Genomic DNA, 21996 nt, shown 5'->3' with positions numbered 1-21996 from the left:
CTCCCTATATTGTTCTTCGACGTGGCTCAGCCCAGGGGCCAGTGTTGATGACAGGCCTGGCGCACGGCGGCGGCACTGCCCAGGTTCAACAGCTCGGCGCTGAGGCGGGCGCACTGGGCGGCGTCGAGGTGACGCACGCGGTCCTTGATTGCGCCGATTTGCGGCGGGCTGACTGACAGTTCGCGGACCCCCAGCCCGATCAGCACCGGCGTCGCCAGCGGATCGGAGGCCAGGGCGCCGCACACACCGACCCAACGGCCATGCTTCCCTGCGCCGGCGCAGGTCTGGGCGATCAGCCGCAGCAACGCCGGATGCAGGGCGTCGACCCGCGCGGCAAGGCCGGCGTGGTCGCGGTCCATGGCCAGGGTGTATTGCGACAGGTCATTGGTGCCAATGGACAGGAAGTCCGCATGCTCTGCCAGTTGTTCGGCCAGCAACGCCGCCGCCGGCACTTCAATCATCACCCCCAATTGCGGGCGCTCGCTCAGGCCCAGTTCGGCGCCGAGGGCATCAAGGCGTTGGCGGATGTGCAGCAGTTCGTCGACTTCGGTGACCATGGGCAACAGGATCCGGCAGCGGTCCAGCGGACGGGTTCGCAGCAGGGCCCGCAGTTGCTGATCCAGCAGTTCCGGCCGCGCCTGGGCCAGGCGAATGCCCCGCAGGCCCAGCACCGGGTTGGTTTCGGCCGGTAGCGGCAGGTAATCCAGTTGTTTGTCGCCGCCCACGTCAATGGTGCGGATGATCACCGGCTTGTCGCCCATGGCATCGAGTACGGCTTGATAGGCCTGGCGCTGCTCTTCTTCGTCGGGGGCGGTGTGGCGGTCGACGAAGAGAAATTCGGTGCGCAACAAGCCAACGCCATCGGCACCGTTGGCGAAGCCTTCGCCGGCTTCGGCGCTGGAGGCCACGTTAGCGGCGACTTCAACTTCAACGCCATCGACGGTTCGCGCTGGTGTGTGGGCGAGAGTCTGCTGCTGGACGCGCAGGGCCGTGCGTCGGGCCTGTTCTTGCTGCACCTGTGCCAGGCGCTTGGCGGTTGGCGTGAGTTCGAGGCGGCCACCGTCAGCGTCCAGCACGACCAATTGTCCTGGCGCCTGTGCAAGCAGTGCCTCGCCCACCGCCACCAGGCACGGCAAGCCTTTGCCTCGGGCCAGGATCGACACGTGGGAGGTTGCGCCGCCCTCGACCATGCACACACCGGCCACGCCTTGGGCACTGAGTTGCAACAGCTCCGACGGGGTCAGTTCCTGGGCGGCGACGATGGCGCCCGCCGCGACGTCGAATTGCCAGGCCTCACCCAGCAACACCCGCAGGACCCGTTGGCGCAGGTCGCGCAAATCGTTGGCGCGCTCGGCCAGCAGCGTGCTGCCCAGCTGTTGCAGCACCTGGCATTGCGCCTCGATGGAGCGGTTCCAGGCGTGGGTCGCGGCACTGCCTTGTTCGATAAAAAGGTGGGCGGCATCCAGCAACACTGGATCTTCCAGCAGTGCCAGATGAGCGCTGAAGATCGCTTCTTCGTCGCGGTGGCGTCGGGCCTTGGCGTTTTCCAGGGTGAGGTGGATTTCGCCACTGACCTGCGCCAAGGCACTGTCCAGGCGTTGTCGCTGCTCTTCGGCGTCATGGCCGCCAGCGTCCTGGGGCAATTGAATGCCAGTGAGCCGAACCAGCGGCCCGGTCACCAGGCCGGGGGCGGCACACACGCCCTGGAGCACACCGGCTTCGGCAATACCGCGTAGCGGTTTGATGGCCGGCGCCACGGCATGGGCTTCTTCCGCCAGGGCTGTGGATAAAGTCGCCAGCAAGGCTCGCAGCGCCGCCTCGGCATCGCTGCCCCGGCAACTGACGTGCACTTGCGCCTGTTCGGTAATGGCCAGGCCCATCATCCCCATCACGCTGTCGCAGGACGCCGACTTGCCTTGGAAATGCAGGTGCGAACGGCTCTTGAAACCCTGGGCGGTCTGGCGAATCAGCGCCGCCGGTCGGGCATGCAGGCCGCCGCGGTGGGCGATGCGGATCTGGCCGAAGACTTCGATGCCGTCGTCTTGGTCGTGATGTTCCGCCTGGTCCACGGTTTTGGCGAGAATGTGCAGCAGCGGCTCGCCGACCTTCACCCCCTTGAGGGTGATGGGCCGCGCCTGGAAACGTTCGCCATTGGTAATGACCAATAGGCTGACCAGGCTCTTGCAGCGCAGTGCCACTTTGTCCACGTCATACCGCAGTAGCGGCTGGCCATTGCTGACCCGCGCGCCTTCCTTGACCAGCATGGAAAACCCGTCGCCCTGCAGCTCGACCGTATCCAGCCCCAGGTGCAGCAGCAGTTCGGCGCCGTTGTCGGCCCGCAGGGTTACGGCGTGGCCGGTGCGGGCGACGTGAATCACTTCACCGTCGCAGGGCGCGTAGAGGGTGTCGTTCAGCGGGTCGATGGCGATCCCGTCGCCCATGGCGCCGCTGGCGAACACGGCGTCCGGGACATTGGCGAGGGTGAGCACCGGGCCGCTGAGCGGGGCGCTGAGGGTCAGCTCTTTATTGTTGTTGGGCATGGGGCGCTCTCATCAGACTCTCTATAAAAGAAAACCGTCGGTTCAGTGCGTACGGGTGACCTTGCTCAGATACCGTGGTTGGTCCGGGTCTAAACCTCGGGCCACGGCCAGGCTGGCCGCCATCCCATAAAAGCTCTGGATTGCCAGGATCGGGTCGAGGGACGGGTGTTCGGCGCGGGTCAGCGTCAGGTCGCGTTCGGCAATGTCATCCGGCGCCGCCAGCAACACCCGGGCGCCGCGCTGGCGCATGTCGGCGGCCAGGCTCAACACGCCGGCTTGCTCGGCACCGCGCGGGGCCAACACCAGCAGCGGGTAGTGTTCATCGATCAGCGCCATCGGCCCATGACGAACCTCGGCGCTGCTGAAGGCTTCGGCCTGGATCGCCGAGGTTTCCTTGAACTTGAGCGCCGCCTCCTGAGCGATGGCGAACCCGGCACCACGGCCGATCACCATCAGCCGCTGGCAGTCGCGCAGGGCCTCGACGGCGACGTGCCAATCCTGGCGGGCGGCCTCGCGCAAACCGTCGGGCAGGGCGCTACCGGCTTCCAGCAACTGGGCGTCGTCCTTCCAGTGGGCCACCAGTCGCGCGCTGGCGCTGAGGGTGGCGATGAAACTCTTGGTTGCGGCGACACTGCTTTCGACGCCGGCCCACAGCGGCACGCTGAATTCACACGCCGCTTCCAGAGGCGAATCGGTGGCGTTGACCAGGGCCACGCTCAAGGCGCCGCGCTTGCGCAACAGGCGCAGGCTGTTCACCAGGTCTGGGCTCTGTCCCGACTGGGAAAACCCGAACGCCACCTGGCCGCTGACCTTCAGCGGTGCCTGTTGCATGGTCACCACCGACATCGGCAACGAGGCCACCGGGATGCCCAGTTGTTGCATGGTCAGGTAGGCGAAGTAGCTGGCGGCGTGGTCGGAACTGCCGCGGGCGACGGTCATCGCCACTTGCGGTGGCTGACGGCGCAGGCGTCCGGCGACTTCCTCAAGGGTCGGGTCCAGTTGCTGCAACTGGCGCTCGACGGCTTCCCACGAGGCCAGGGCCTCCTCAAGCATTTTTGAAGTCAATGGCTTCTCCTTCGACCATCACGTCGGTCAGGGTCAGGGAACGGTCAAGGCGCACGCAGTCGGCCCAGGCGCCAGGTTGCAGGCGTCCGCGCTCGGGCAGGCCGAGGTAATCGGCGGGAAATTGCGACAGGCGCTGGGAGGCTTCGGCCAGGGGCAGGCCGATTTTCACCAGGTTGCGCAGGGCCTGGTCCATGGTCAGGGTGCTGCCGGCCAGGGTGCCATCGGCCAGACGCACGCCACCCAGGCACTTGGTGACGGTGTGGCTACCCAGCTTGTATTCGCCGTCGGGCATGCCGGCGGCGGCGGTGGAGTCGGTGACGCAGTACAGGCACGGGATCGCCCGCAGGGCCACGCGCATGGCGCCGGGATGCACATGGAGCAAGTCCGGGATCAGTTCGGCATATTGAGCATGGGCCAGCGCTGCGCCGACGATACCCGGCTCGCGGTGATGCAGCGGGCTCATGGCGTTATACAAATGCGTGAAACTGCTGGCCCCGGCGGCCAACGCCGCGACGCCTTCTTCGTAGCTGCCCAGGGTATGGCCGATCTGCATGCGCACGCCCCGGGCGCTGAGGGCACGGATCAAGGCATCGTGACCGGCGATTTCCGGGGCGATGGTGATCACCCGGATCGGCGCCAGGGCCAGGTAACGCTCCACCTCGGCCAGCAGCGCGGTGTGGGCGAAGTTCGGCTGGGCGCCCAGTTTGCCGGGGTTGATGTAAGGCCCTTCCAGGTGCACACCCAAGACCCGGGCGCTGCCGTTCGGGCGCTGTTCACAGAACTCGCCGAGGGCCTTGAGCACGCTGGCGATCTCTTCGCTGGGCGCGGTCATGGTGGTGGCCAGCAGCGCGGTCGTGCCGAAACGCAGGTGGGTACGGGTGATGGTCTCGAACGCCGAGGCGCCTTGCATGATGTCCTTGCCGCCACCGCCGTGGACGTGCAGGTCGATGAAACCGGGCAGCAGGTAGGGCAGGTCATTGCTGGCCGGATCGCAGGGCTGGCCTTCGATGGACACGACTTTGCCGTGCGCATGGATCAGGCGACCGCGAACCCAGCCATTGGCGGTGAGGATGTTGTCTTCGGACATGGGGACTCTCTGATCGTCTAGCGCCGCAGCTCTGCGACAAAGTCGTAGTAGTCGTTGCGGCAATAGGTGTCGGTGACTTCGATGGGGGTGTTGTCTTCCAGGTAGCCGACCCGGGTCATCAGCAACATCGCGGTGCCGGGGGCAATGCCCACCAGGGCGGCGAACTCGTCCGAGGCGTTGATCGCCTGGATGTGTTGCAGGGCGCGCACCACCGGCTTGCCGATGCTGTCGAGAAATGCGTAGAGCGAATCACCCACCGCTAGTGGCTTGGGAATGATGGAGGCGGGCAGGGTGCTCATCTCGATGGCCATGACCGTGTCATCGGCTTTGCGCAGGCGCTTGAGCCGCGCGACCTTGTCGGTGGGCGACAGGCCCAGGCGGATCAATTCTTCGTGGGTCGGCGGGGTGATGTCCCGTTCCAGCCATTGGGAACCGGGTACAAAGCCCTTGAGTCGGAGCATCTCGCTGAAGCCGCTGAGGCGTGACAGCGGCTGTTCCAGGCGTGGGGTGATGAACGTGCCCGACCCCTGGTTACGGCGGATCAGGCCTTGTTCGAACAACACCTCCAACGCCTTGCGTGCAGTCACCCGGGAAATACCCAGTTGCTCGCTCAAGCTGCGTTCGGACGGCATCGCCTGCTCGGCTTTCCACTGGCCGGCATGAATCGCCGTCTCCAGATTGCGCGCCAGTTGCAGGTACAGCGGCGTAGGTTGAGTGTCGTCGGGGCGCAGGGCCAGGATGTCGTTCATATCGGTGTCCGATGCGGTTGTTGAGTTGTTTGTCGCTCGGTAAGTGGGGTGGAAGCTAATACCACTTGAATACCATGTCAATGCCACTTTCCCGGTGTTTAGAGGGGTTTTTGGAGGGTCTTGGTAGGGTGGGGTTGAAGTGGTATTAGAGGGTGGAGGTTCGAAAGCAAAGATCGCAGCCTGCGACAACGACCGCTGGGTGAATTGGTATTCATCTGTAGGCAATTTCTGATGTTGCGATTTTTTGATTTTATTTTTCGATGCTGACGGGCGGTCGTCCGAGCCTACCAAGGCTACCGAGCTGTCGTGGCGAGGGAGCTTGCTCCCGCTGGGGCGCGAAGCGGCCCTAAAACCTGACAACGCGGTGTGTCAGGCAAATTTGAGTTGGCAGCCTTGGGTCTGCTGCGCAGCCCAGCGGGAGCAAGCTCCCTCGCCACGGGGAATGATGGTGTGGCGAGGGGATTTAGCGAAACGTTGCACCGCCCCGCTGGGGCGCGAAGCGGCCCTAAAACCTGACAGCGCGGTGTGTCAGGCAAATTGAGTTGACTGCTTTGGGGCTGCTACGCAGCCCAGCGGGGCGGTGCGACGTTTCGCTAAATCCCCTCGCCACAGAAATTGTGGTCTGTCAGACGCACCGAAGTTTCCGACATGTTTTTAGGGCTGTCCCTCGGAAGTGGGGGCTCTAGCCTTTGGGTGCCGCTGCCAATTCAGCGACCGGGTTTGACCGTCCGAAAAATCACAGGGCAACAGGCCCGGACGTTTTGTCCTGGGCTCCATTAGATAAAGGAGCTTCCATTGAAAAATTCTGACATTCCCAAACCCGCCTCCACCTTTCCCTACGGCGACTATGCCCCCGACAAACTGAAAGAAGCGGCCGACCGCGCGATGGACCATTACCTCAAGCCTGAAGACAGCGCATCAGAAGCCAAACCACCGGCGCAGTTGTTCACTGTGGTGGACAGCGTCGATACCGAAGCGCTGTTGGCCAACCTTAGCGAAACCCTGGCGTCAGCCAACGCAATGCTCAGCGATCTTGCCTTCGGCCTGGAAGGCTCGCGGCGGCATGTGGCGTTGGGGGTGGCGCAGATGATTGAGTTGGGGGCTTTGTTGGCGAACAAGGCCTTGGACCGGGTAGAGCTTCGGACTTGATGCAATAAGTGCCGGCCTCATCGCGAGCAGGCTCGCTCCCACAGTGGATTTGGGTTGTTCACAAATATACCCATCGACATCAAGCCCCTGTGGCGAGGGGATTTATCCCCGTTGGGCTGCGAAGCGGCCCCAAAACCTGACGGCGCGGTGTGTCAGGCAAATTGAGTTGGCTGCCTTGGGGCTGCTGCGCAGCCCAGCGGGGATAAATCCCCTCGCCACAGGAGCTGCTTCGGGGCTACGGGCGAATCTCGATCATCGTCCCATCCGGCACCAGGTTCCAGACTTCGCGCATGTCGACGTTGCGCATGGCAATACAACCATCAGTCCAGTCCAAGGTATGGAACAGCTGTTCAGGGTTTTCTTCCGAATCAGGCGTGCCATGGATCATGATCATGCCCCCTGGCTCCACGCCTTCGCGCCGGGCGCGGGCGGCGTCGCTGATGTTGGGGTAGGAAATGTGCATCGACAGGTAGAAACGGTCGCTGGTCTTGCGCCAGTCCAGCCAGTAGAAACCTTCAGGGGTGCGCTTGTCGCCCTCGATGAGCTTGGGGCCTTTTTTGGCGCCCTTGCCCAATGAGATGCGATAAGTCTTCAGTGGCTTGCCGTCGTTGATCAATTGCAATTGATGGGCGGACTTGAGCACCAGCACTTTTTCGATGGTCTTGCCGTTGTAGGTTCCCACCGCAGAAGCCTGGGACACCGCAGCGAACGACAAGCAGAACAGGACAAGCAACCAGCGCATTGAAACGATATCCCTAGAGGTGTCGCGGCTATATGGGTTTTATGTATTGGCAGGCTGGGCCAGCGGCGGGATCGATTCGGATCGCACCGGGTAGTCCTCGGTTCGCCGGTCAGCATAGAAGTATTCTAGGGTACGGCCCACGGTGCGAAAAGCCAGCTCGTCCCAGGGAATATCCGCTTCGTCGAACAGTTTCACTTCCAGGCTTTCGGGCCCGGCGGCGAAATCCTCGTCCACCAGTTCGGCGCGGAAGAATACATGCACCTGGCTGATGTGCGGAACATCGATCAGCGTATAAATGCTCAGGTTGCGCACGCGGGCGCAGGCTTCTTCGGCGGTTTCGCGCACGGCGGCCTGCTCGACGGTTTCGCCGTTCTCCATGAAGCCTGCCGGCAATGTCCAGTAACCGCGCCGCGGCTCGATGGCCCGCCGGCACAGCAGCACTTTGCTGCCCCAGGTGGGCACGCAACCGGCCACGATATTGGGGTTCTGGTAGTGAATGGTGTGGCAGGTATCGCAGACAAAGCGCAGGCGCGAGTCGCCTTCGGGGATACGCTGGGTTACCGGGTTACCGCACTGGCTGCAGAATTTCATGCTTGGGTTCCTGAATGCTGCGCCTATCTTGGCGTCTGCGGGCGGCTGTCGGCAAGTTGTCGTTTCGCGACACGTCGCAGTGCGGGGGTTGGGCCGCCTGCATGATTGGTGCATGATGCAAGGTAGCGAATAAATCGAGAAGTCTCATGCTGGACGAGCTACTGCATCGAGTAAGCAACCATACCCCACGTGATCTGGAGACTGACCGTCGTTTCCCTGAAGCGGCGGTGCTGGTGCCCATTACCCGAAGTGATGAGCCGGAACTGGTCTTGACCTTGCGCGCCAGCGGGCTCTCGACCCATGGTGGCGAAGTGGCATTCCCCGGCGGGCGGCGCGACCCGGAAGACCCGGACCTGATCTTCACCGCCTTGCGCGAAGCCGAGGAAGAAATCGGCCTGCCCCCCGGCCTGGTGGAAGTGATCGGCCCCCTCAGCCCCTTGATATCGCTGCACGGCATCAAGGTCACGCCCTATGTGGGGGTGATCCCGGATTTCGTCGAGTACCAGGCCAACGATGCCGAGATCGCCGCGGTGTTCAGCGTACCGCTGGAGTTCTTCCGCAAGGACCCGCGCGAACACACGCACCGCATCGATTACCAGGGCCACAGTTGGTACGTGCCCAGCTACCGTTTTGGCGAGTACAAGATCTGGGGCCTGACGGCGATCATGGTGGTCGAGCTGGTCAACCTGTTGTACGACGCCGGCATCGACTTGCACACACCCCCCAAGACGTTCATCAATACTTGAAGCCCCGAGGATCCTCATGAAATACCGCTTGGGTGATGCCCGTGTCGAAACCCATCCACAGAGCTGGGTCGCCCCCAACGCGACACTGGTGGGCAAGGTCCGCCTCGAAGAAGGCGCCAATGTCTGGTTCAACGCGGTGCTGCGTGGCGATAACGAACTGATCCTGATCGGCAAGAACAGTAACGTGCAGGACGGCACGGTGATGCACACCGACATGGGCTTCCCGCTGACCATCGGCACCGGCGTGACCATCGGCCATAACGCCATGCTTCACGGTTGCACGGTGGGGGACTACAGCCTTATCGGCATCAATGCGGTGATCCTCAACGGCGCGAAGATCGGCAAAAACTGCATCATCGGCGCCAACTCGCTGATCGGCGAAGGCAAGGAGATCCCCGACGGCTCCCTGGTGATGGGCTCACCCGGCAAGGTGGTGCGGGAGTTGACCGAAGCCCAGAAGAAGATGCTCGAGGCCAGCGCGGCGCACTATGTCCACAACGCCCAGCGTTACGCCCGTGATCTGGCCGAGCAAGAGCAATGAACACGCCCGAACGTCCGGTTCCGTCGCCCTGCGTGAACATCTGCGCCCTGGACGATGACGACATCTGCACCGGCTGCCAGCGCACCGTGGCGGAAATCACCCGATGGAGTCGGATGGACAATGATGAGCGACGCAGTGTTCTGGCGTTGTGTCATGAACGGGCCAAGGCCAGTGGGCTGGTGTGGATGTTGCCGGTGAGGTCTTGATATCCACAGGACACCACACAACCTGTGGGAGCGAGCCTGCTCGCGATAGCGGTGGATCAGCTTGAGGCGGAGTTGAATGTGCCGCCGCCATCGCGAGCAGGCTCGCTCCCACAGTGGATCACCGTTTTACCTCATGCGTTGTCCAGCCCACCGATCCAACCCCACCACCCCCAGCGCAATCCCGACAAACCCCGCCAATATCCCTGCGGCATTGACGAACACCTGTGGATAACCCAGGTTCGCCACGTCGATGAAAGGGTAGGGGTACGCCGCCAGTAATTCCCCCCGCAGCAGGAGCCAGGCGAAGTACACCACCGGGTAAATCATCCACAGCCCGATGTGCCGCATGCGCAAGGTGCCCTTGGGCACGCAGAACCACCAGTAGGTCATGAACAGCAACGGCATCACGTCGTGCAGTAATTCGTCGGCCACGAACTGCCAGCCTGCGGGTTGCCACAGGTGTCGCAGCAGCAGGTTGTAGGCCAGGCCGACCAGGGCGATGCTCACGGTAATGCCGCTGCTGACCGCCGGTTGCAAGAACCAGCGCCGGGCCGCCGATTCTCGATGGATCAGTTCCCAGGTCAGCACCACGGCCACCAAGGTGTTGGTCAGCACCGTGAAGAAACTGAGAAAGTTCACCAGGCCGCCGAGCAAGCTCGCGCCCAGTTCCCAGCGACCGAGCAGGATCAGGTACAACTGGATGCTCAACCCGGCCCAGCCCAACAGGGCCGCCACTGACACGAAGCACTGTCGCAGCGCGGGGCGCCGACGGATCTCAATGTCCACGGCTCAGACCGGTCGTTTGGTGCGCATCAGCTTGATGTACAGCCGCTCGACTTTCTCCCGCGCCCACGGCGTCTTGCGCAAAAAGGTCAGGCTCGACTTGATGCTCGGGTCGCTCTTGAAGCAACGAATGTCGATGCGCTCGGCCAGACCCGACCATTCGTAGTGCTGCACCAGGGCGTTGAGGATCTGCTCCAGCGTCACGCCGTGCAGCGGGTTGTTGTTGGATTCGGTCATGGGAGGCCTTCGCGCAAAGAGGTGTAAAGCCGCGCACCTTAGCCGAGGTGCCCGCGTGGTGGAAGTATCACTCAAACGCTGCCTGTTTGTTTCGCGGCCCTACTGTTACCGAATCCGAAATGATTCATGTCAGTAAAAGGTCTTTCTCTATTTGTAACAGGACATTATCCTTGCGCCGCCTGCTGAAACGCTTCTTCTGCCGTGCCAAAGCCCTCGGCGTTCAGTGAATCCCCTAAAAAGATCAAGAATTCCTTCTTTATGTTCGATGTTCAGACTCTGCAAGACAGCGCTGTCCGGCACCGTGTTGCCGCCAGAAACACCCTCCACCTGATGGCCGGTCTCGGCGCCTTGGGCATTGCCATCGGCGCTCAGGCCGCTCCTGCGTTCGATAGCGACTCACTCTGGATGCTGGGTGACTGGAACGGCACGCGAAGCGAACTCGCGAAAAAAGGCTACGACTTCAAGTTCGATTACACCGGCGAAATGGGCAGCAACCTGCACGGCGGCTACGACCATGACCGCACCGCTCGCTACAGCGACCAGTTCGCCTTCGGCACGCACCTGGACCTGCAGAAAATCCTCGGTTGGCACGCCGCCGAGTTTCAACTGACGGTGACCGAGCGCAGCGGCAACAACATCAGCAACGACCGGATCAACGATCCGCGTGTTGGCGGTTTCACTTCCGCCCAGGAAGTCTGGGGCCGTGGCCAGACCTGGCGGCTGACGCAGATGTGGTATCAGCAGGCTTTTTTCGATGACCGGCTCGATATCAAGGCCGGCCGTTTCGGCGAGGGCGAGGATTTCAACAGCTTCCCCTGCGACTTCCAAAACCTGGCGTTCTGCGGCTCGCAAGTGGGCAACTGGGTGGGTGGCATCTGGTACAACTGGCCGGTCAGCCAATGGGCGCTGCGGGTCAAGTATCACCTCACGCCTGAGCTGTACGTCCAGGTAGGGGCTTATGAACAGAACCCGTCGAACCTGGAAACCGGCAATGGCTTCAAGCTCAGCGGCAGTGGCACCCAGGGCGCCGTGGTGCCGGTGGAACTGGTCTGGTCGCCCCGCCTCAACGGCCTGCCGGGCGAATACCGCGCCGGTTATTACTACAGCAGCGCCAATGCCACCGACGCTTACAAGGATCGCAACGGCCAGCCGGCCGCCCTGAGCGGTGAGGCGTATCGCAGCGCGTCGAGCAAGCATGGCGTGTGGCTGGGGGCGCAACAGCAATTGACCAGCGTTGCCAGTGACCATTCCCGCGGCCTGAGTGTGTTTGCCAACGCCACGCTGCACGACAAGAAAACCAACGCCATCGACAACTACGTCCAGGCCGGTCTCGTCTACAAAGGGCTGTTCGACGCCCGTGCCAGGGATGACCTCGGTTTTGCCCTGGCCCGGGTTCACGTCAACCCGGCTTACCGCAAGAACGCCGAGGCCAGCAACCAGGCCCGCGCCGTTCAGGATTACGACAATCCGGCCTTTTTGCCACCCCAGGACACCGAGTACAGCGCCGAGTTGTATTACGGCGTGCATGTGACGAACTGGCTGACCGTGCGCCCGAACCTGCAGTACATCCGCCATCCGGGCGGTGTGGACAAGGTCGATGACGCGCTGATTGGCGGGATCAAGATCCAGTCGTCGTTCTAATAACGACGCAAAACCCCTGTGGGAGCGGGCTTGCTCGCGAAGACGATTTCACATCCGGCGCATACGTCGGCTGATACACCGCTTTCGCGAGCAAGCCCGCTCCCACAGCAACCGCTTCACCCAATTGCCTTTTTCAACTGAACCATGCCCCCTCAAGATCGTCATCTACAGTGACTACTTGCGCGGGACTCCTTAAAACCTCACGGAGAATCACACTATGAGCACTGAGGGTGCTATGAGTCGAAGCCGTCTGCTACCGAGCCTGCTCGGCATTCTGCTTCTATTGATGGGCCTGGCCCTGTTGGCGGGGGGTATCAAGCTGAGCACGCTTGGCGGCTCGCTGTATTACCTGTTGGCCGGTATCGGCCTGGCGCTGACGGGCGTGCTGCTAATCATGGCCCGGCGCGCGGCCCTGGGCCTGTACGCTTTGGTGCTGTTCGCCAGCACCGTGTGGGCCCTGTGGGAAGTGGGCCTGGACTGGTGGCAACTGGTGCCGCGCCTGGCAATGTTGTTTGCCTTGGGCATCGTCCTGTTGCTGCCGTGGTTCCGCCGCCCGCTGTTGACCGCCGACGCTTCGCCCATGGGCACCCGTGCCTTGGGTGCCGCCGTAGTCATTGCCGGTATCACCGCGCTCGCCAGTCAGTTTACCAACCCGGGTGAAATCAAAGGCCAACTGGACCGCGACAGCGTGCCAGGCATGACCAACACCGCACCGGCGATGCCGGACGGCGACTGGAACTCCTACGGCCGCAGCGCCCATGGTGACCGTTATTCGCCGCTGGCGCAGATCACCCCCGAGAACGTCAGCAAGCTGAAGGAAGCCTGGACCTACCGCACCGGCGACCTGCCAGGGCCGAACGATCCGGGTGAGACCACGGCGGAAAATACCCCGCTGAAGGTCAACGGCATGCTCTACGTGTGCACACCTCACAGCCAGGTGATCGCCCTGGAGCCGGAAACCGGCAAGGAAATCTGGCGCTTCGATCCGAAGCTTTCGACGCAGAAAGCGGAAAACTTCAAGGGCTGGGCCCACATGACCTGCCGCGGCGTGACCTATCACGATGACGCGGTGTACGCCTCGGCCGAACAGAGCCCCACCGGCGCCGCCAGCACCACGCCGGCGAGCACCGTGTGCCCACGCCGGATCTTCCTGCCGACCGCCGACACGCGCCTGATCGCGCTGAACGCCGACACCGGCAAGATGTGTGAAGACTTCGGTGACAAAGGCCAGGTCGACCTGACCGCCAACATTGGCGGCTTCACGGCCGGCGGTTACTACTCCACGTCGCCACCGGCCGTGACCCAGAACCTGGTGGTGATCGGTGGTCACGTCACCGATAACGTCTCCACTGACGAGCCAAGCGGGGTCATCCGCGCCTATGACGTGCACACCGGCGAGCTGGTGTGGAACTGGGACAGCGGTAACCCGGACGACACCACGCCGATTGCCGAAGGCCAGGTCTACACGCGCAACTCGCCGAACATGTGGTCCATGTTCAGCGTCGATGAAAAACTCGGCATGCTCTACCTGCCGATGGGTAACCAGACGCCTGACCAGTTCGGTGGTTTCCGCACTCCGGAATCGGAGAAATACGCCGCCGGCCTGACCGCGCTGGACATCGCCACCGGCAAGGTGCGCTGGTACTTCCAGTTCACCCACCATGACCTGTGGGACATGGACGTGGGCGGCCAACCGACCCTGATGGATCTGAAAACCGCCGACGGCGTGAAGCCGGCTGTTCTGGCATCGACCAAGCAGGGCAGCATCTACGTGCTGGACCGCAGCAATGGTCAGCCGATCGTGCCGATCAAGGAGATCCCGGTGCCGCAAGGCGCGGTAGAGGGCGACTACACCTCACCGACCCAGCCGATGTCCGACCTGAACTTCGTGCCGCCGGTCCTTGAAGAACGTGACATGTGGGGCGTGACCCCGTTCGACCAGATGCTCTGCCGAATCGACTTCAAGTCGCTGCGCTATGAAGGCATGTTCACGCCGCCGTCGCTGCAAGGCTCGATCGTCTACCCGGGCAACTTCGGCGTGTTTGACTGGGGCGGTATTTCGGTTGATCCGGTGCGCCAGATCGCCTTCGTCAACCCGAGCTACATGGCGTTCAAGTCGAAACTGGTTCCCGCAGCCGAAGTGGCCGGCGGCCCGGGGCGCAAGAGCGAGACCGAAGGCGTGCAGCCGAACAAGGGCGCGCCGTATGGGGTGATCCTCGAAGCGCTGCTTTCGCCCATGGGCCTGCCTTGCCAGGCTCCGGCCTGGGGTTATGTGGCGGCCGTCGACCTGACCAACAACAAAACCCTGTGGATGCACAAGAACGGCACCGTGCGTGACAGCTCGCCGGTACCGATCCCGCTGAGCATGGGCGTACCGAGCCTGGGCGGCGCCTTCACCACCGCCAGCGGCCTGGCGTTCCTGAGCGGCACCCTCGACCAGTACCTGCGTGCCTATGACGTGAAAAACGGCAAGCAACTGTGGGAAGGCCGCCTGCCCGCAGGCGCCCAGACCACGCCGATGACCTACACCGGCAAGGACGGCAAGCAATATGTGCTGGTCGTCGCGGGGGGCCATGGTTCCCTGGGCACCCAGCAGGGTGACTATGTGATCGCTTACAAGCTGCCGGATTAAGCAAAACCGGCGCTCATGAAAAAGGCGACACCTTGGCGGGTGTCGCCTTTTTTGTGCCGATTTACTCAGGTTGAGGCTGCCCCCGGCTTTTGTGGCGAGGGGATTTATCCCCGCTGGGCTGCGAAGCAGCCCCCCAAAGCAGTCACCTCAATCTTTCTGATCCACCGAGTTGTCAGGTTTTAGGGCTGCTGCGCAGCCCAGCGGGGATAAATCCCCTCGCCACAGATAAATTCCCTCACCACAGGAGACTGTGTTTCGCCCCAGGCTTTACAACTCGATCTTCACCGCCTGGGAAGCCCGGGTCGCCTTGGCGCGGGCGGTTTCGATGGACTCGTCTCGCGCCAGGGCCACGCCCAGGCGGCGCTGGCCGTTGACTTCCGGCTTGCCGAACAGGCGCAGGGCGGTGTCCGGTTCGGCCAGGGCGGCGCCGAGGTTGGCGAAAGCGGTCTGGGTCGACTGGCCTTCCACCAGGATCACCGCCGAGGCCGATGGGCCGAACTGGCGGATCAGCGGGATCGGCAGGCCGAGGATGGCGCGGGCGTGCAAGGCGAACTGCGACAGGTCCTGGGAAATCAGCGTCACCAGGCCGGTGTCGTGGGGGCGCGGCGAGACTTCGCTGAACCACACCTGGTCACCCTTGATGAACAGCTCGACGCCAAACAGGCCGCGACCACCCAAGGCCTCGGTCACGGCTTTCGCCACGCGCTCGGATTCGGCCAGGGCCACCGGGCTCATGGCCTGGGGCTGCCAGGATTCCTGGTAGTCGCCCTTTTCCTGGCGATGGCCGACCGGTGCGCAGAAGGTGGTGCCGCCAACATGGCGCACGGTAAGCAGGGTGATTTCGTAGTCGAAATCGATGAAACCTTCGATGATCACCCGACCCTTGCCGGCACGGCCGCCTTCCTGGGCGTAGTCCCAGGCTTTCTGCACGTCATCGGCACTGCGCAGCAGGCTCTGGCCCTTGCCCGAGGAACTCATCACCGGCTTGACCACGCACGGGAAACCCAGGGTCTCGACGGCCTTGCGGTAGTCTTCCACGGTGTCGGCGAAGAAGTACGGCGAGGTCGGCAGACCCAACTCTTCGGCGGCCAGGCGCCGGATGCCTTCGCGGTTCATGGTCAGTTGCGCGGCGCGGGCGGTAGGGATCACGGTGAAGCCTTCAGCTTCCAGTTCCACCAGCGTGGCGGTGGCGATGGCTTCGATTTCCGGCACGATGAAGTGCGGCTTCTCGGCCTCGATCACCGCGCGCAGGGCCGCGCCATCGAGCATGTTGATCACATGGCTGCGATGGGCCACTTGCATGGCCGGCGCGTTGGCGTAGCGATCCACGGCAATCACTTCAACGCCCAGGCGCTGCAGTTCGATTACCACTTCCTTGCCCAGCTCACCGCTGCCACACAACAAAACGCGGGTCGCGGTGGGCGACAATGGAGTTCCGATACGGGTCATCTGAAGGTCCTCAAACAGGAGCGGAGCATCGAGGGTCGCGCGCCGGGCGAGCTTCCCATGGGGAGAAAGCGCGGCATTTTACATGAACCGCGGGGTTTGGCTTCAGGTGGCGACGGTTTGCTTGCGCAAACGCCAGGCCATGATCAGCCACACCGCCGTGACCCCGGCGAATTTCGAGACCAGCGCGGTAATCACCACGGCGGGTGTCAGGGCATCGATCATGCCGAAGAAAATGAAGGTGTCCAGGGGAATGCTCAGGGCCGAACTGATCCACAACCGGTCATGCAGCGGGCGTTTGGTGACGGTGAACACCAGCCAGTCAATGCACTCGGACACGGCGAACGCCGTGGCACTGGCCAGGGCGATGGTCGGATCGGAGGTGACGTAGGACAACACCAGCGCCACCAGCATCGCCACGATGGCGCCGTGGCCGAAGTGGGTTTGCACCATGTCCCGCAGGATGAACACCAGACCACCCCAGGCCGACCAGATGATGTCCAGGTGCGGCGCGGCGGAAAACGCGAAGTTGATCAGCACGACGCTGGCGATGTAGGCGAGGAGGAAGAGCATGGGGCGGAGTCTCTGGTGGGATGTCGGTAAAGCGCTCAAGGACAACGATAGCCCTTATGGTAAGGGCCATTTATCTGTGGAGAGGTACTTATCTGTGGCGAGGGGATTTATCCCCGCTGGGCTGCGAAGCAGCCCCCAAAGCAGCCCCCTCAATTTATCTGATACACCGAGTTGTCTGGTTTTGGGGCTGCTGCGCAGCCCAGCGGGGATAAATCCCCTCGCCACAGGGGGTTGTGTCGTCCAGTGGACAGGGTAGTTCAGCCGCCGCCAGTCCCTCAATCCTCCTCACTTCCCTCCGCCTTCCAATACCCCACAGCCTTGACGAAATCCTGGTCCAACCCTTTCTCCTCCAGCAACACTTTCCGAATCTGCCGCGACACCTTGCTCTCGGTCGCGATCCAGGCGTACAGCTTGCCGTCGGGCATTTCCAACTGTTGCACGGTTCGCAGCAGGTTGTCCTGGCGGCCTTCGCGCAGCACCCAGATCACATGAACCTGCGCCGGGCTGTGGAGGATTTGCTGTTCGGCGCCGTTTTCCACTTCCACCACCACCAGGGCTCGCCGGTTCGGCGCCAGGCCTTCGAGGCGGCGGGCGATGGCGGGCAGGGCAGTTTCATCGCCGACCAGCAGGTAGCTGTCGAAGATGTCCGGCACGATCATCGAGCCCCGGGGCCCTGCGATATTGAGGTATTGCCCGGGGGCAGCCTGGGCCGCCCAGGTCGAGGCCGGGCCGTCGCCGTGGAGCACGAAATCGATGTCCAGTTCCAAGGTGTCCAGGTCATAGCGGCGTGGCGTGTAGTCGCGCATCTCGGGCATCGGGCCCTGGGCCTTGCCCGCGGTGGGGTTGAAGTGATCCAGGGCGGCCTGTTCCTCGGCGTTCTGCGGGAACAGCAATTTCACATGGTCATCGGTGCCCAGGCTGGCGAACCCCGCCAGCTCCGGCCCGCCAACAGTGATGCGGCGCATGCGTGGGGTCAGGTCTTCTACCCGCAACACTTGCAGGCGGCGACGCTTGATCTCGTGGCTGACGCGGTGAATGGTGTTTGGATCGTGTTCAGTCATTGCTTGACTCCGAAACAGAGGGACGGGCAGGGCCGTCGACGATGGCTTTGACGGTGTCGTTGAGCAGGCCGCGTACCCGCAGGATTTCTTCCGGGCTCCAACGGCCCTGGTGCATCTGTAGCGCATCACGCAGGTGACCCACCGCTTCGTGGATCTCGGCAGGCCGATCCTGGCCACGCAGGGTGCGCTTGCTGGTTTCGATGCGCAGCCGCACACCGTCCAGCGCGTCGGCCTGGTCTTTAAGGAATAGACGTCCGGCATCGGTCGCGCTGTAACATTTTTTTCCACCCTCGGCGTCGCCGCGGATCATCTTACCCATTTCAAGGTGGGTCAGTGTCGGGTAGATCACGCCGGGGCTGGGGCTGTAGGCACCGTCGAACATGGACTCGATCTGCCGAATCAACTCGTAGCCGTGACAAGGTTTCTCGGCAATCAGGGCCAGCAACAGCAATTTCAAGTCGCCGGCGGCGAAAACCCGTGGGCCGCGACTGCCGCGCTCGCGACCGGGCGGGCGTCGTTCGAAGCCATCCTGACGACCCTGTTCATGAGTGGAAGGGGAATAAAGGACTGTCATGTGTTTGCTCTCTGTTCCGCATAAATAGAACCGAGATATATCTTTGACTTCAGATATATCTTTGCTTATATAGATATATCTTGAAATGAAGATATATCTAGTTGGGTCTTGCAAGAAGTGAAGACATGACCTTACCTGAATCCCTTAAGTTTGCGGGGCGAAACCGGATGGGTGTCAGGAAGTATTAATCCTAACTAGTGAGGGTGTGGGAATACTCTTACATTAAAAGTTACGCTTTGTTAGAAAATGCATATTTTTCCCTGTTCTGTATGTTCGCTTTACTACAAGTCTATGCGAACTTTCCTGCTTCTTTTTAATTAACGAGCGACGATCATGCACCGGCGTTGAAAGGGGCACGCCAAGCTGTATTTGGCCTGCAACTTCAGCCCTTCTCTCTTTATTGCTATGAACAGGTGTTAACAATGCTCATGAAAATCGTAACCGCCGCTTCCCTGACCGCCGCGGCCCTGAGTTCTTCGCTGGCATTCGCTCTCGATGATGCGCGTTCGTCCATCCACATCACGGCGAACATTCCGACCGAGCAGTTCCACGTGCAGCCACGTGACGCGAACTGGGGTAAGGAAGAAACCATGACCTACAACACCGTCAGCGGGACCCTGACGTCGCTGCGTCAGACCTACGACGTGAAGAACACCGAGGGTTCGGTCAACGCCTACCTCGAAGGCGGCCCGGCTTCGCTGTACAACGGCCGCGATGCCATCGCCCTGACCACCGCCTTCAACGGCGTCACCCTCACCGCCATGTCCCAGGAAGTGGTGGACGACGCCACCTCCACACCAGGCACCCAGGCTGAGATGACCATCACCCCGGCCAAGCCTCTGGCTACCCAGAACGGCGCATACACCGCTGACTTGACCGTCATCTTCGACGCGGTGCCGCGCCCGTAATGCCCTTTGCCGCCCGGTGAGTTCCGCCTCGTCTCCGGGCAGCACAACAGGCCTGCCGGCGCTCCCCAGCCGGTCGGCCTGTACCTGGAATGCCTTGATAGCTTGCTGATATGAGAGTCCCGTTGATGTTTTCGATGACACCCATCGCAGGTGCGCTCGCCCTATTGTTGTGCGCCAATGCATTGGCCGCGCCAACTGCACCCGGTACGACACCCACGAGCCTGCTGTCCCAGGCCAAGGGTTTGCCGGCGGAGTTTGAAGCCCACTTCTTCGATGTGCCGCTCGCGGTTCGTATTGAACTCAATCAACAGTATCTCGGCGAGGCCATGGTGGTCTTGACGCGAGATGATCGTATTACCCTGCTCGAGTTCACCGACACTCAGGAGAGTTCGATCAAGGCTGTCGAACGCGAGCAATGGGAGCAACGCCTCAAGCAGGGCATCGCCCTCGGCGCCTGTGAAACCGATTGTTTGGCGGGGTTGCTTGCCGTGCATTACAGCCTCGAGAATTCATTGGTGTCGATCCTGACCCTGGACGTTGAGCGCTCGACCGAGCCCCGGCGTTTTTACGATCAGCCCCAAGAGGGCAGTTTCGGCCTTATCTTCAATAACCAACTCAATCTCAATGGCGGCCAAGAGCAGGACACGGGCGGGCGCTATGGCCTCAATGCCAGTTCCAGCGTGGGCAACTGGAGCCAGTCGCTGAACCTTCAGCTCTCGCGTCTTGGCGGCCCGGACGACAAGACTTACCACGCCGTCCACGAGCTCTATACCCAACGAGAGTTGGAAGGACAATTTTTTCGCCTGGGTTATTTCACGCCCAGCTCCGATGGCCTGAACCGTCAGATCCGTTCGTTCGGCGCCAATCCTGACACTGCGCTGGGGGTGATGTTCGGCAGTTCCGACAGCCTGGTCGTCGATAATCCCAAGCCCAGCGTCTACCCCATTTATGTCACCGCCAGCCGCCAGGCGTCGGTGGAGATTTATCGCAGTGGCCTGCTGATCAACACCCAGGCCGTCAGCGCCGGCTTGCAGAGCCTGGACACCCGGCCACTGCCTGGCGGGATCTACGAGGTGGAAGTCCGGCTGATCGAAGACGGGCAAACCACCGCCACCAGCCAGGAACTGGTCTACAAACCCAGCAATTGGAGCAGCACGGAAGATCGCTGGCGCTACAACCTGTTCGCCGGGCGCGAAACCCGGTTGTGGAGTAACTGGGACGATCAACCCTCGGGGTTCACCACGGCGGGCGTCGGTGTCAACTACCTGCTTCACCCACGGGTGATCCTGGGCGGCTCCATGCGCCAGGTGCAGGACAAACTGCAGGTGGGCACTTCGGTGGACTGGACGCTGGCCAGCAGTACCAGCCTGTACGCCAATGTCTACCAGACCGAACAGTACGGCACCGGCATGGACTTGCAGGGCATGTACAGCTATGGCAATGGCACCGTCGTGGCCAGCCACAACCGCAGTTGGCTGGACACCCGCAATACCTACGAGACCCTCCCGGACGGCACCCGTATTCGCCAGCGCAACGTGTACGTCGGTCAAACCAGCAACTCGTCGCTGTCGGTCAATCATCGCTTGAGCAACAAGACCTCCATCAACGGGCGGCTGGCCTACAGCGAAGGCAATGTCCAGGGCACGGGGCTGGACCTGGGCTGGACCCAGCGCGGCAAGCTGCGTGGCAGCGACGCCAGCTGGCGGTTGTCGGTGTTCGACCGCCCTGGCTCTTCGAGCACCAACGACCGGCGTAATCGGGGCGTGGACCTGAGCCTCAGCGTGGCCCTGGGTGGCCCGGGTGAGCATTGGTCGGGCAGCATCGGCACCCGCACCTCCCGCGAGGGTGACCGGGACAACAATGCTTCGCTGACCTATCGCCGCGACCTCCAGGACCACGTGTTGCAAAGCGTCTCCGCCACGGCGCTGGCCGATACCTATGGCGTGGGCCTGTCCGGCCTCGCCAGCTTCAGTACCGATTCGCTCTACGGCGATGGCTTCATCCAGCGCTCGTCCTATAACGACAACCTCACCGGCGGCCTGAACCTGAGCAGCACGGTCGCCGTGGGCGGCCGGAAAGCGGCCTTCACCAGTGTGCCGCAAGGTCGCGGCGCGGGCATGATCGTCGACGTGGAGACGGATCTGGACAACATCGTCCTGCGCGCCGACGACCTGACTGGCGGCAGCACCACGTTGCACCCGGGCCGTAACTTCGTGCCGATCACCGCTTATAAAAACAGCATGGTCACCTTCGACTTCGAGGGCGTCCATCCACCGGCGGCGAGCATCGAGCCTGCACGCACCCGCTATCACCTGAACAAGGGCGGCGTGGACTACCGCAAGGTCAGCGTGATGAAAACCGTGACCGTGCTCGGCCGCCTGCTGGACGAACAGGGCCAGCCGCTCAAGGGCCACCACGTGATCAACCACGCCAGCCGCGGCGTCAGCGAGGCGGACGGGTTCTTCTCCATGGAGATGAATGCCGCGTCCCCGACCTTGGAAGTGCGCTACGGCAACGAGTTGTTCTGCCGCTTCCGCCTCGACCCGGAAACCGCCAGCGACGACGGCGACGTGTTGATGATCGGCGACCTGCGCTGCACCCCGGACAGCCTGGCCGACAGCACGTTGGCCGCGGCTGAACCGGCGAAGCAGCGTTCATGAGCTGTGGGAGCAAGGCTTGCCCGCGATGAACGATAACGCCAACTCACCAGGAGAGCGGGGCGCCT

General features: G+C 62.5%; 20 protein-coding genes. 8 read left to right on the top strand and 12 right to left on the bottom strand.

Annotation, left to right across the window (positions count from 1 at the left end; genetic code table 11):
• Positions 1-26 precede the first annotated feature (26 nt).
• The 4 genes from ptsP to AAIS01_RS01835 are packed head-to-tail and all read right to left on the bottom strand — an operon-like array spanning position 27 to position 5441.
• Positions 27-2540 carry a phosphoenolpyruvate--protein phosphotransferase gene (gene ptsP, locus AAIS01_RS01850; protein WP_343467546.1) on the bottom strand — a complete coding sequence of 838 codons (2514 nt, stop codon included), beginning with the start codon at positions 2538-2540 and terminating at the stop codon, positions 27-29.
• 42 nt (positions 2541-2582) lie between these two features.
• Positions 2583-3605 (bottom strand): SIS domain-containing protein, encoded by a 1023-nt coding sequence (locus AAIS01_RS01845; RefSeq protein ID WP_343467545.1) that lies wholly within the window; start codon positions 3603-3605, stop codon positions 2583-2585.
• The gene (nagA, locus tag AAIS01_RS01840; protein ID WP_343467544.1) at positions 3586-4692 is read right to left on the bottom strand and encodes an N-acetylglucosamine-6-phosphate deacetylase; all 1107 of its coding nucleotides are present in this window, start codon (positions 4690-4692) and stop codon (positions 3586-3588) included. Before nagA ends, AAIS01_RS01845 begins: the two co-directional genes overlap by 20 nt.
• Before the next feature lie 17 nt (positions 4693-4709).
• Positions 4710-5441, bottom strand: coding sequence for a GntR family transcriptional regulator (locus AAIS01_RS01835; protein WP_343467543.1), 732 nt, complete (start codon positions 5439-5441; stop codon positions 4710-4712).
• A 795-nt stretch (positions 5442-6236) separates the two neighbouring features.
• Between AAIS01_RS01835 and AAIS01_RS01830 the strand changes: the two genes are divergently transcribed.
• Positions 6237-6590: a DUF6124 family protein gene (locus AAIS01_RS01830; protein WP_431191893.1), complete on the top strand. Its 354-nt coding sequence runs from the start codon at positions 6237-6239 to the stop codon at positions 6588-6590.
• Positions 6591-6825: 235 nt separating this feature from the next.
• On the opposite strand, the gene AAIS01_RS01825 is transcribed toward AAIS01_RS01830, so the two are convergent.
• Entirely contained in the window at positions 6826-7332 is a 507-nt protein-coding gene (locus tag AAIS01_RS01825; RefSeq protein WP_092456392.1) for a L,D-transpeptidase family protein, read from the bottom strand.
• A 39-nt stretch (positions 7333-7371) separates the two neighbouring features.
• Positions 7372-7923 carry an NUDIX hydrolase gene (locus AAIS01_RS01820; protein WP_047228890.1) on the bottom strand — a complete coding sequence of 184 codons (552 nt, stop codon included), beginning with the start codon at positions 7921-7923 and terminating at the stop codon, positions 7372-7374.
• A 146-nt stretch (positions 7924-8069) separates the two neighbouring features.
• Here AAIS01_RS01820 and AAIS01_RS01815 point away from each other — a divergent pair, with 146 nt between their 5' ends.
• The 3 genes from AAIS01_RS01815 to AAIS01_RS01805 are packed head-to-tail and all read left to right on the top strand — an operon-like array spanning position 8070 to position 9416.
• The gene (locus tag AAIS01_RS01815) at positions 8070-8669 is read left to right on the top strand and encodes a CoA pyrophosphatase (RefSeq protein ID WP_092393590.1); all 600 of its coding nucleotides are present in this window, start codon (positions 8070-8072) and stop codon (positions 8667-8669) included.
• 16 nt (positions 8670-8685) lie between these two features.
• Complete coding sequence (locus AAIS01_RS01810) at positions 8686-9210, top strand: gamma carbonic anhydrase family protein (protein ID WP_092456398.1); 525 nt, start codon at positions 8686-8688, stop codon at positions 9208-9210.
• The gene (locus AAIS01_RS01805) at positions 9207-9416 is read left to right on the top strand and encodes a DUF1289 domain-containing protein (RefSeq protein WP_343467542.1); all 210 of its coding nucleotides are present in this window, start codon (positions 9207-9209) and stop codon (positions 9414-9416) included. The genes AAIS01_RS01810 and AAIS01_RS01805 overlap by 4 nt, the downstream gene beginning before the upstream one ends.
• A gap of 126 nt (positions 9417-9542) precedes the next feature.
• On the opposite strand, the gene AAIS01_RS01800 is transcribed toward AAIS01_RS01805, so the two are convergent.
• The gene (locus AAIS01_RS01800) at positions 9543-10157 is read right to left on the bottom strand and encodes a Pr6Pr family membrane protein (protein WP_343467620.1); all 615 of its coding nucleotides are present in this window, start codon (positions 10155-10157) and stop codon (positions 9543-9545) included.
• Between the two features lie 48 nt (positions 10158-10205).
• On the bottom strand, positions 10206-10436 hold the full coding sequence (locus tag AAIS01_RS01795; protein WP_047228895.1) for a VF530 family protein: 231 nt from the start codon (positions 10434-10436) through the stop codon (positions 10206-10208).
• Positions 10437-10694: 258 nt separating this feature from the next.
• Here AAIS01_RS01795 and AAIS01_RS01790 point away from each other — a divergent pair, with 258 nt between their 5' ends.
• Together AAIS01_RS01790 and AAIS01_RS01785 are read left to right on the top strand one after the other, a co-directional pair.
• Positions 10695-12077, top strand: coding sequence for a carbohydrate porin (locus AAIS01_RS01790; RefSeq protein ID WP_343467541.1), 1383 nt, complete (start codon positions 10695-10697; stop codon positions 12075-12077).
• A gap of 217 nt (positions 12078-12294) precedes the next feature.
• Positions 12295-14709 carry a glucose/quinate/shikimate family membrane-bound PQQ-dependent dehydrogenase gene (locus AAIS01_RS01785; RefSeq protein ID WP_343467540.1) on the top strand — a complete coding sequence of 805 codons (2415 nt, stop codon included), beginning with the start codon at positions 12295-12297 and terminating at the stop codon, positions 14707-14709.
• 267 nt (positions 14710-14976) lie between these two features.
• On the opposite strand, the gene purT is transcribed toward AAIS01_RS01785, so the two are convergent.
• From purT to AAIS01_RS01765, 4 genes are all read right to left on the bottom strand, one after another.
• A complete protein-coding gene (gene purT, locus AAIS01_RS01780; protein ID WP_092393570.1) occupies positions 14977-16158 on the bottom strand; it encodes a formate-dependent phosphoribosylglycinamide formyltransferase in 1182 nt (393 codons plus the stop codon).
• Positions 16159-16260: 102 nt separating this feature from the next.
• Positions 16261-16728, bottom strand: coding sequence for a preQ0 transporter (locus AAIS01_RS01775; RefSeq protein ID WP_343467539.1), 468 nt, complete (start codon positions 16726-16728; stop codon positions 16261-16263).
• A gap of 275 nt (positions 16729-17003) precedes the next feature.
• Positions 17004-17789, bottom strand: coding sequence for a siderophore-interacting protein (locus AAIS01_RS01770; protein WP_343467538.1), 786 nt, complete (start codon positions 17787-17789; stop codon positions 17004-17006).
• The gene (locus AAIS01_RS01765; protein WP_343467537.1) at positions 17782-18363 is read right to left on the bottom strand and encodes a PadR family transcriptional regulator; all 582 of its coding nucleotides are present in this window, start codon (positions 18361-18363) and stop codon (positions 17782-17784) included. Before AAIS01_RS01765 ends, AAIS01_RS01770 begins: the two co-directional genes overlap by 8 nt.
• A 422-nt stretch (positions 18364-18785) precedes the next feature.
• Here AAIS01_RS01765 and AAIS01_RS01760 point away from each other — a divergent pair, with 422 nt between their 5' ends.
• Positions 18786-19271: a CS1 type fimbrial major subunit gene (locus AAIS01_RS01760; RefSeq protein WP_343467536.1), complete on the top strand. Its 486-nt coding sequence runs from the start codon at positions 18786-18788 to the stop codon at positions 19269-19271.
• Between the two features lie 125 nt (positions 19272-19396).
• Positions 19397-21931, top strand: a complete 2535-nt coding sequence (locus AAIS01_RS01755) for a CS1-pili formation C-terminal domain-containing protein (protein ID WP_343467535.1) — start codon at positions 19397-19399, stop codon at positions 21929-21931.
• Positions 21932-21996: the final 65 nt, after the last annotated feature.

The organism is Pseudomonas halotolerans (assembly GCF_039581215.1).
Classification (GTDB): Bacteria; Pseudomonadota; Gammaproteobacteria; order Pseudomonadales; family Pseudomonadaceae; genus Aquipseudomonas; species Aquipseudomonas tehranensis.
The sequence above is the reverse complement of the archived record's forward strand: the minus strand, read 5'-3'. Positions and strand labels throughout refer to the sequence as shown.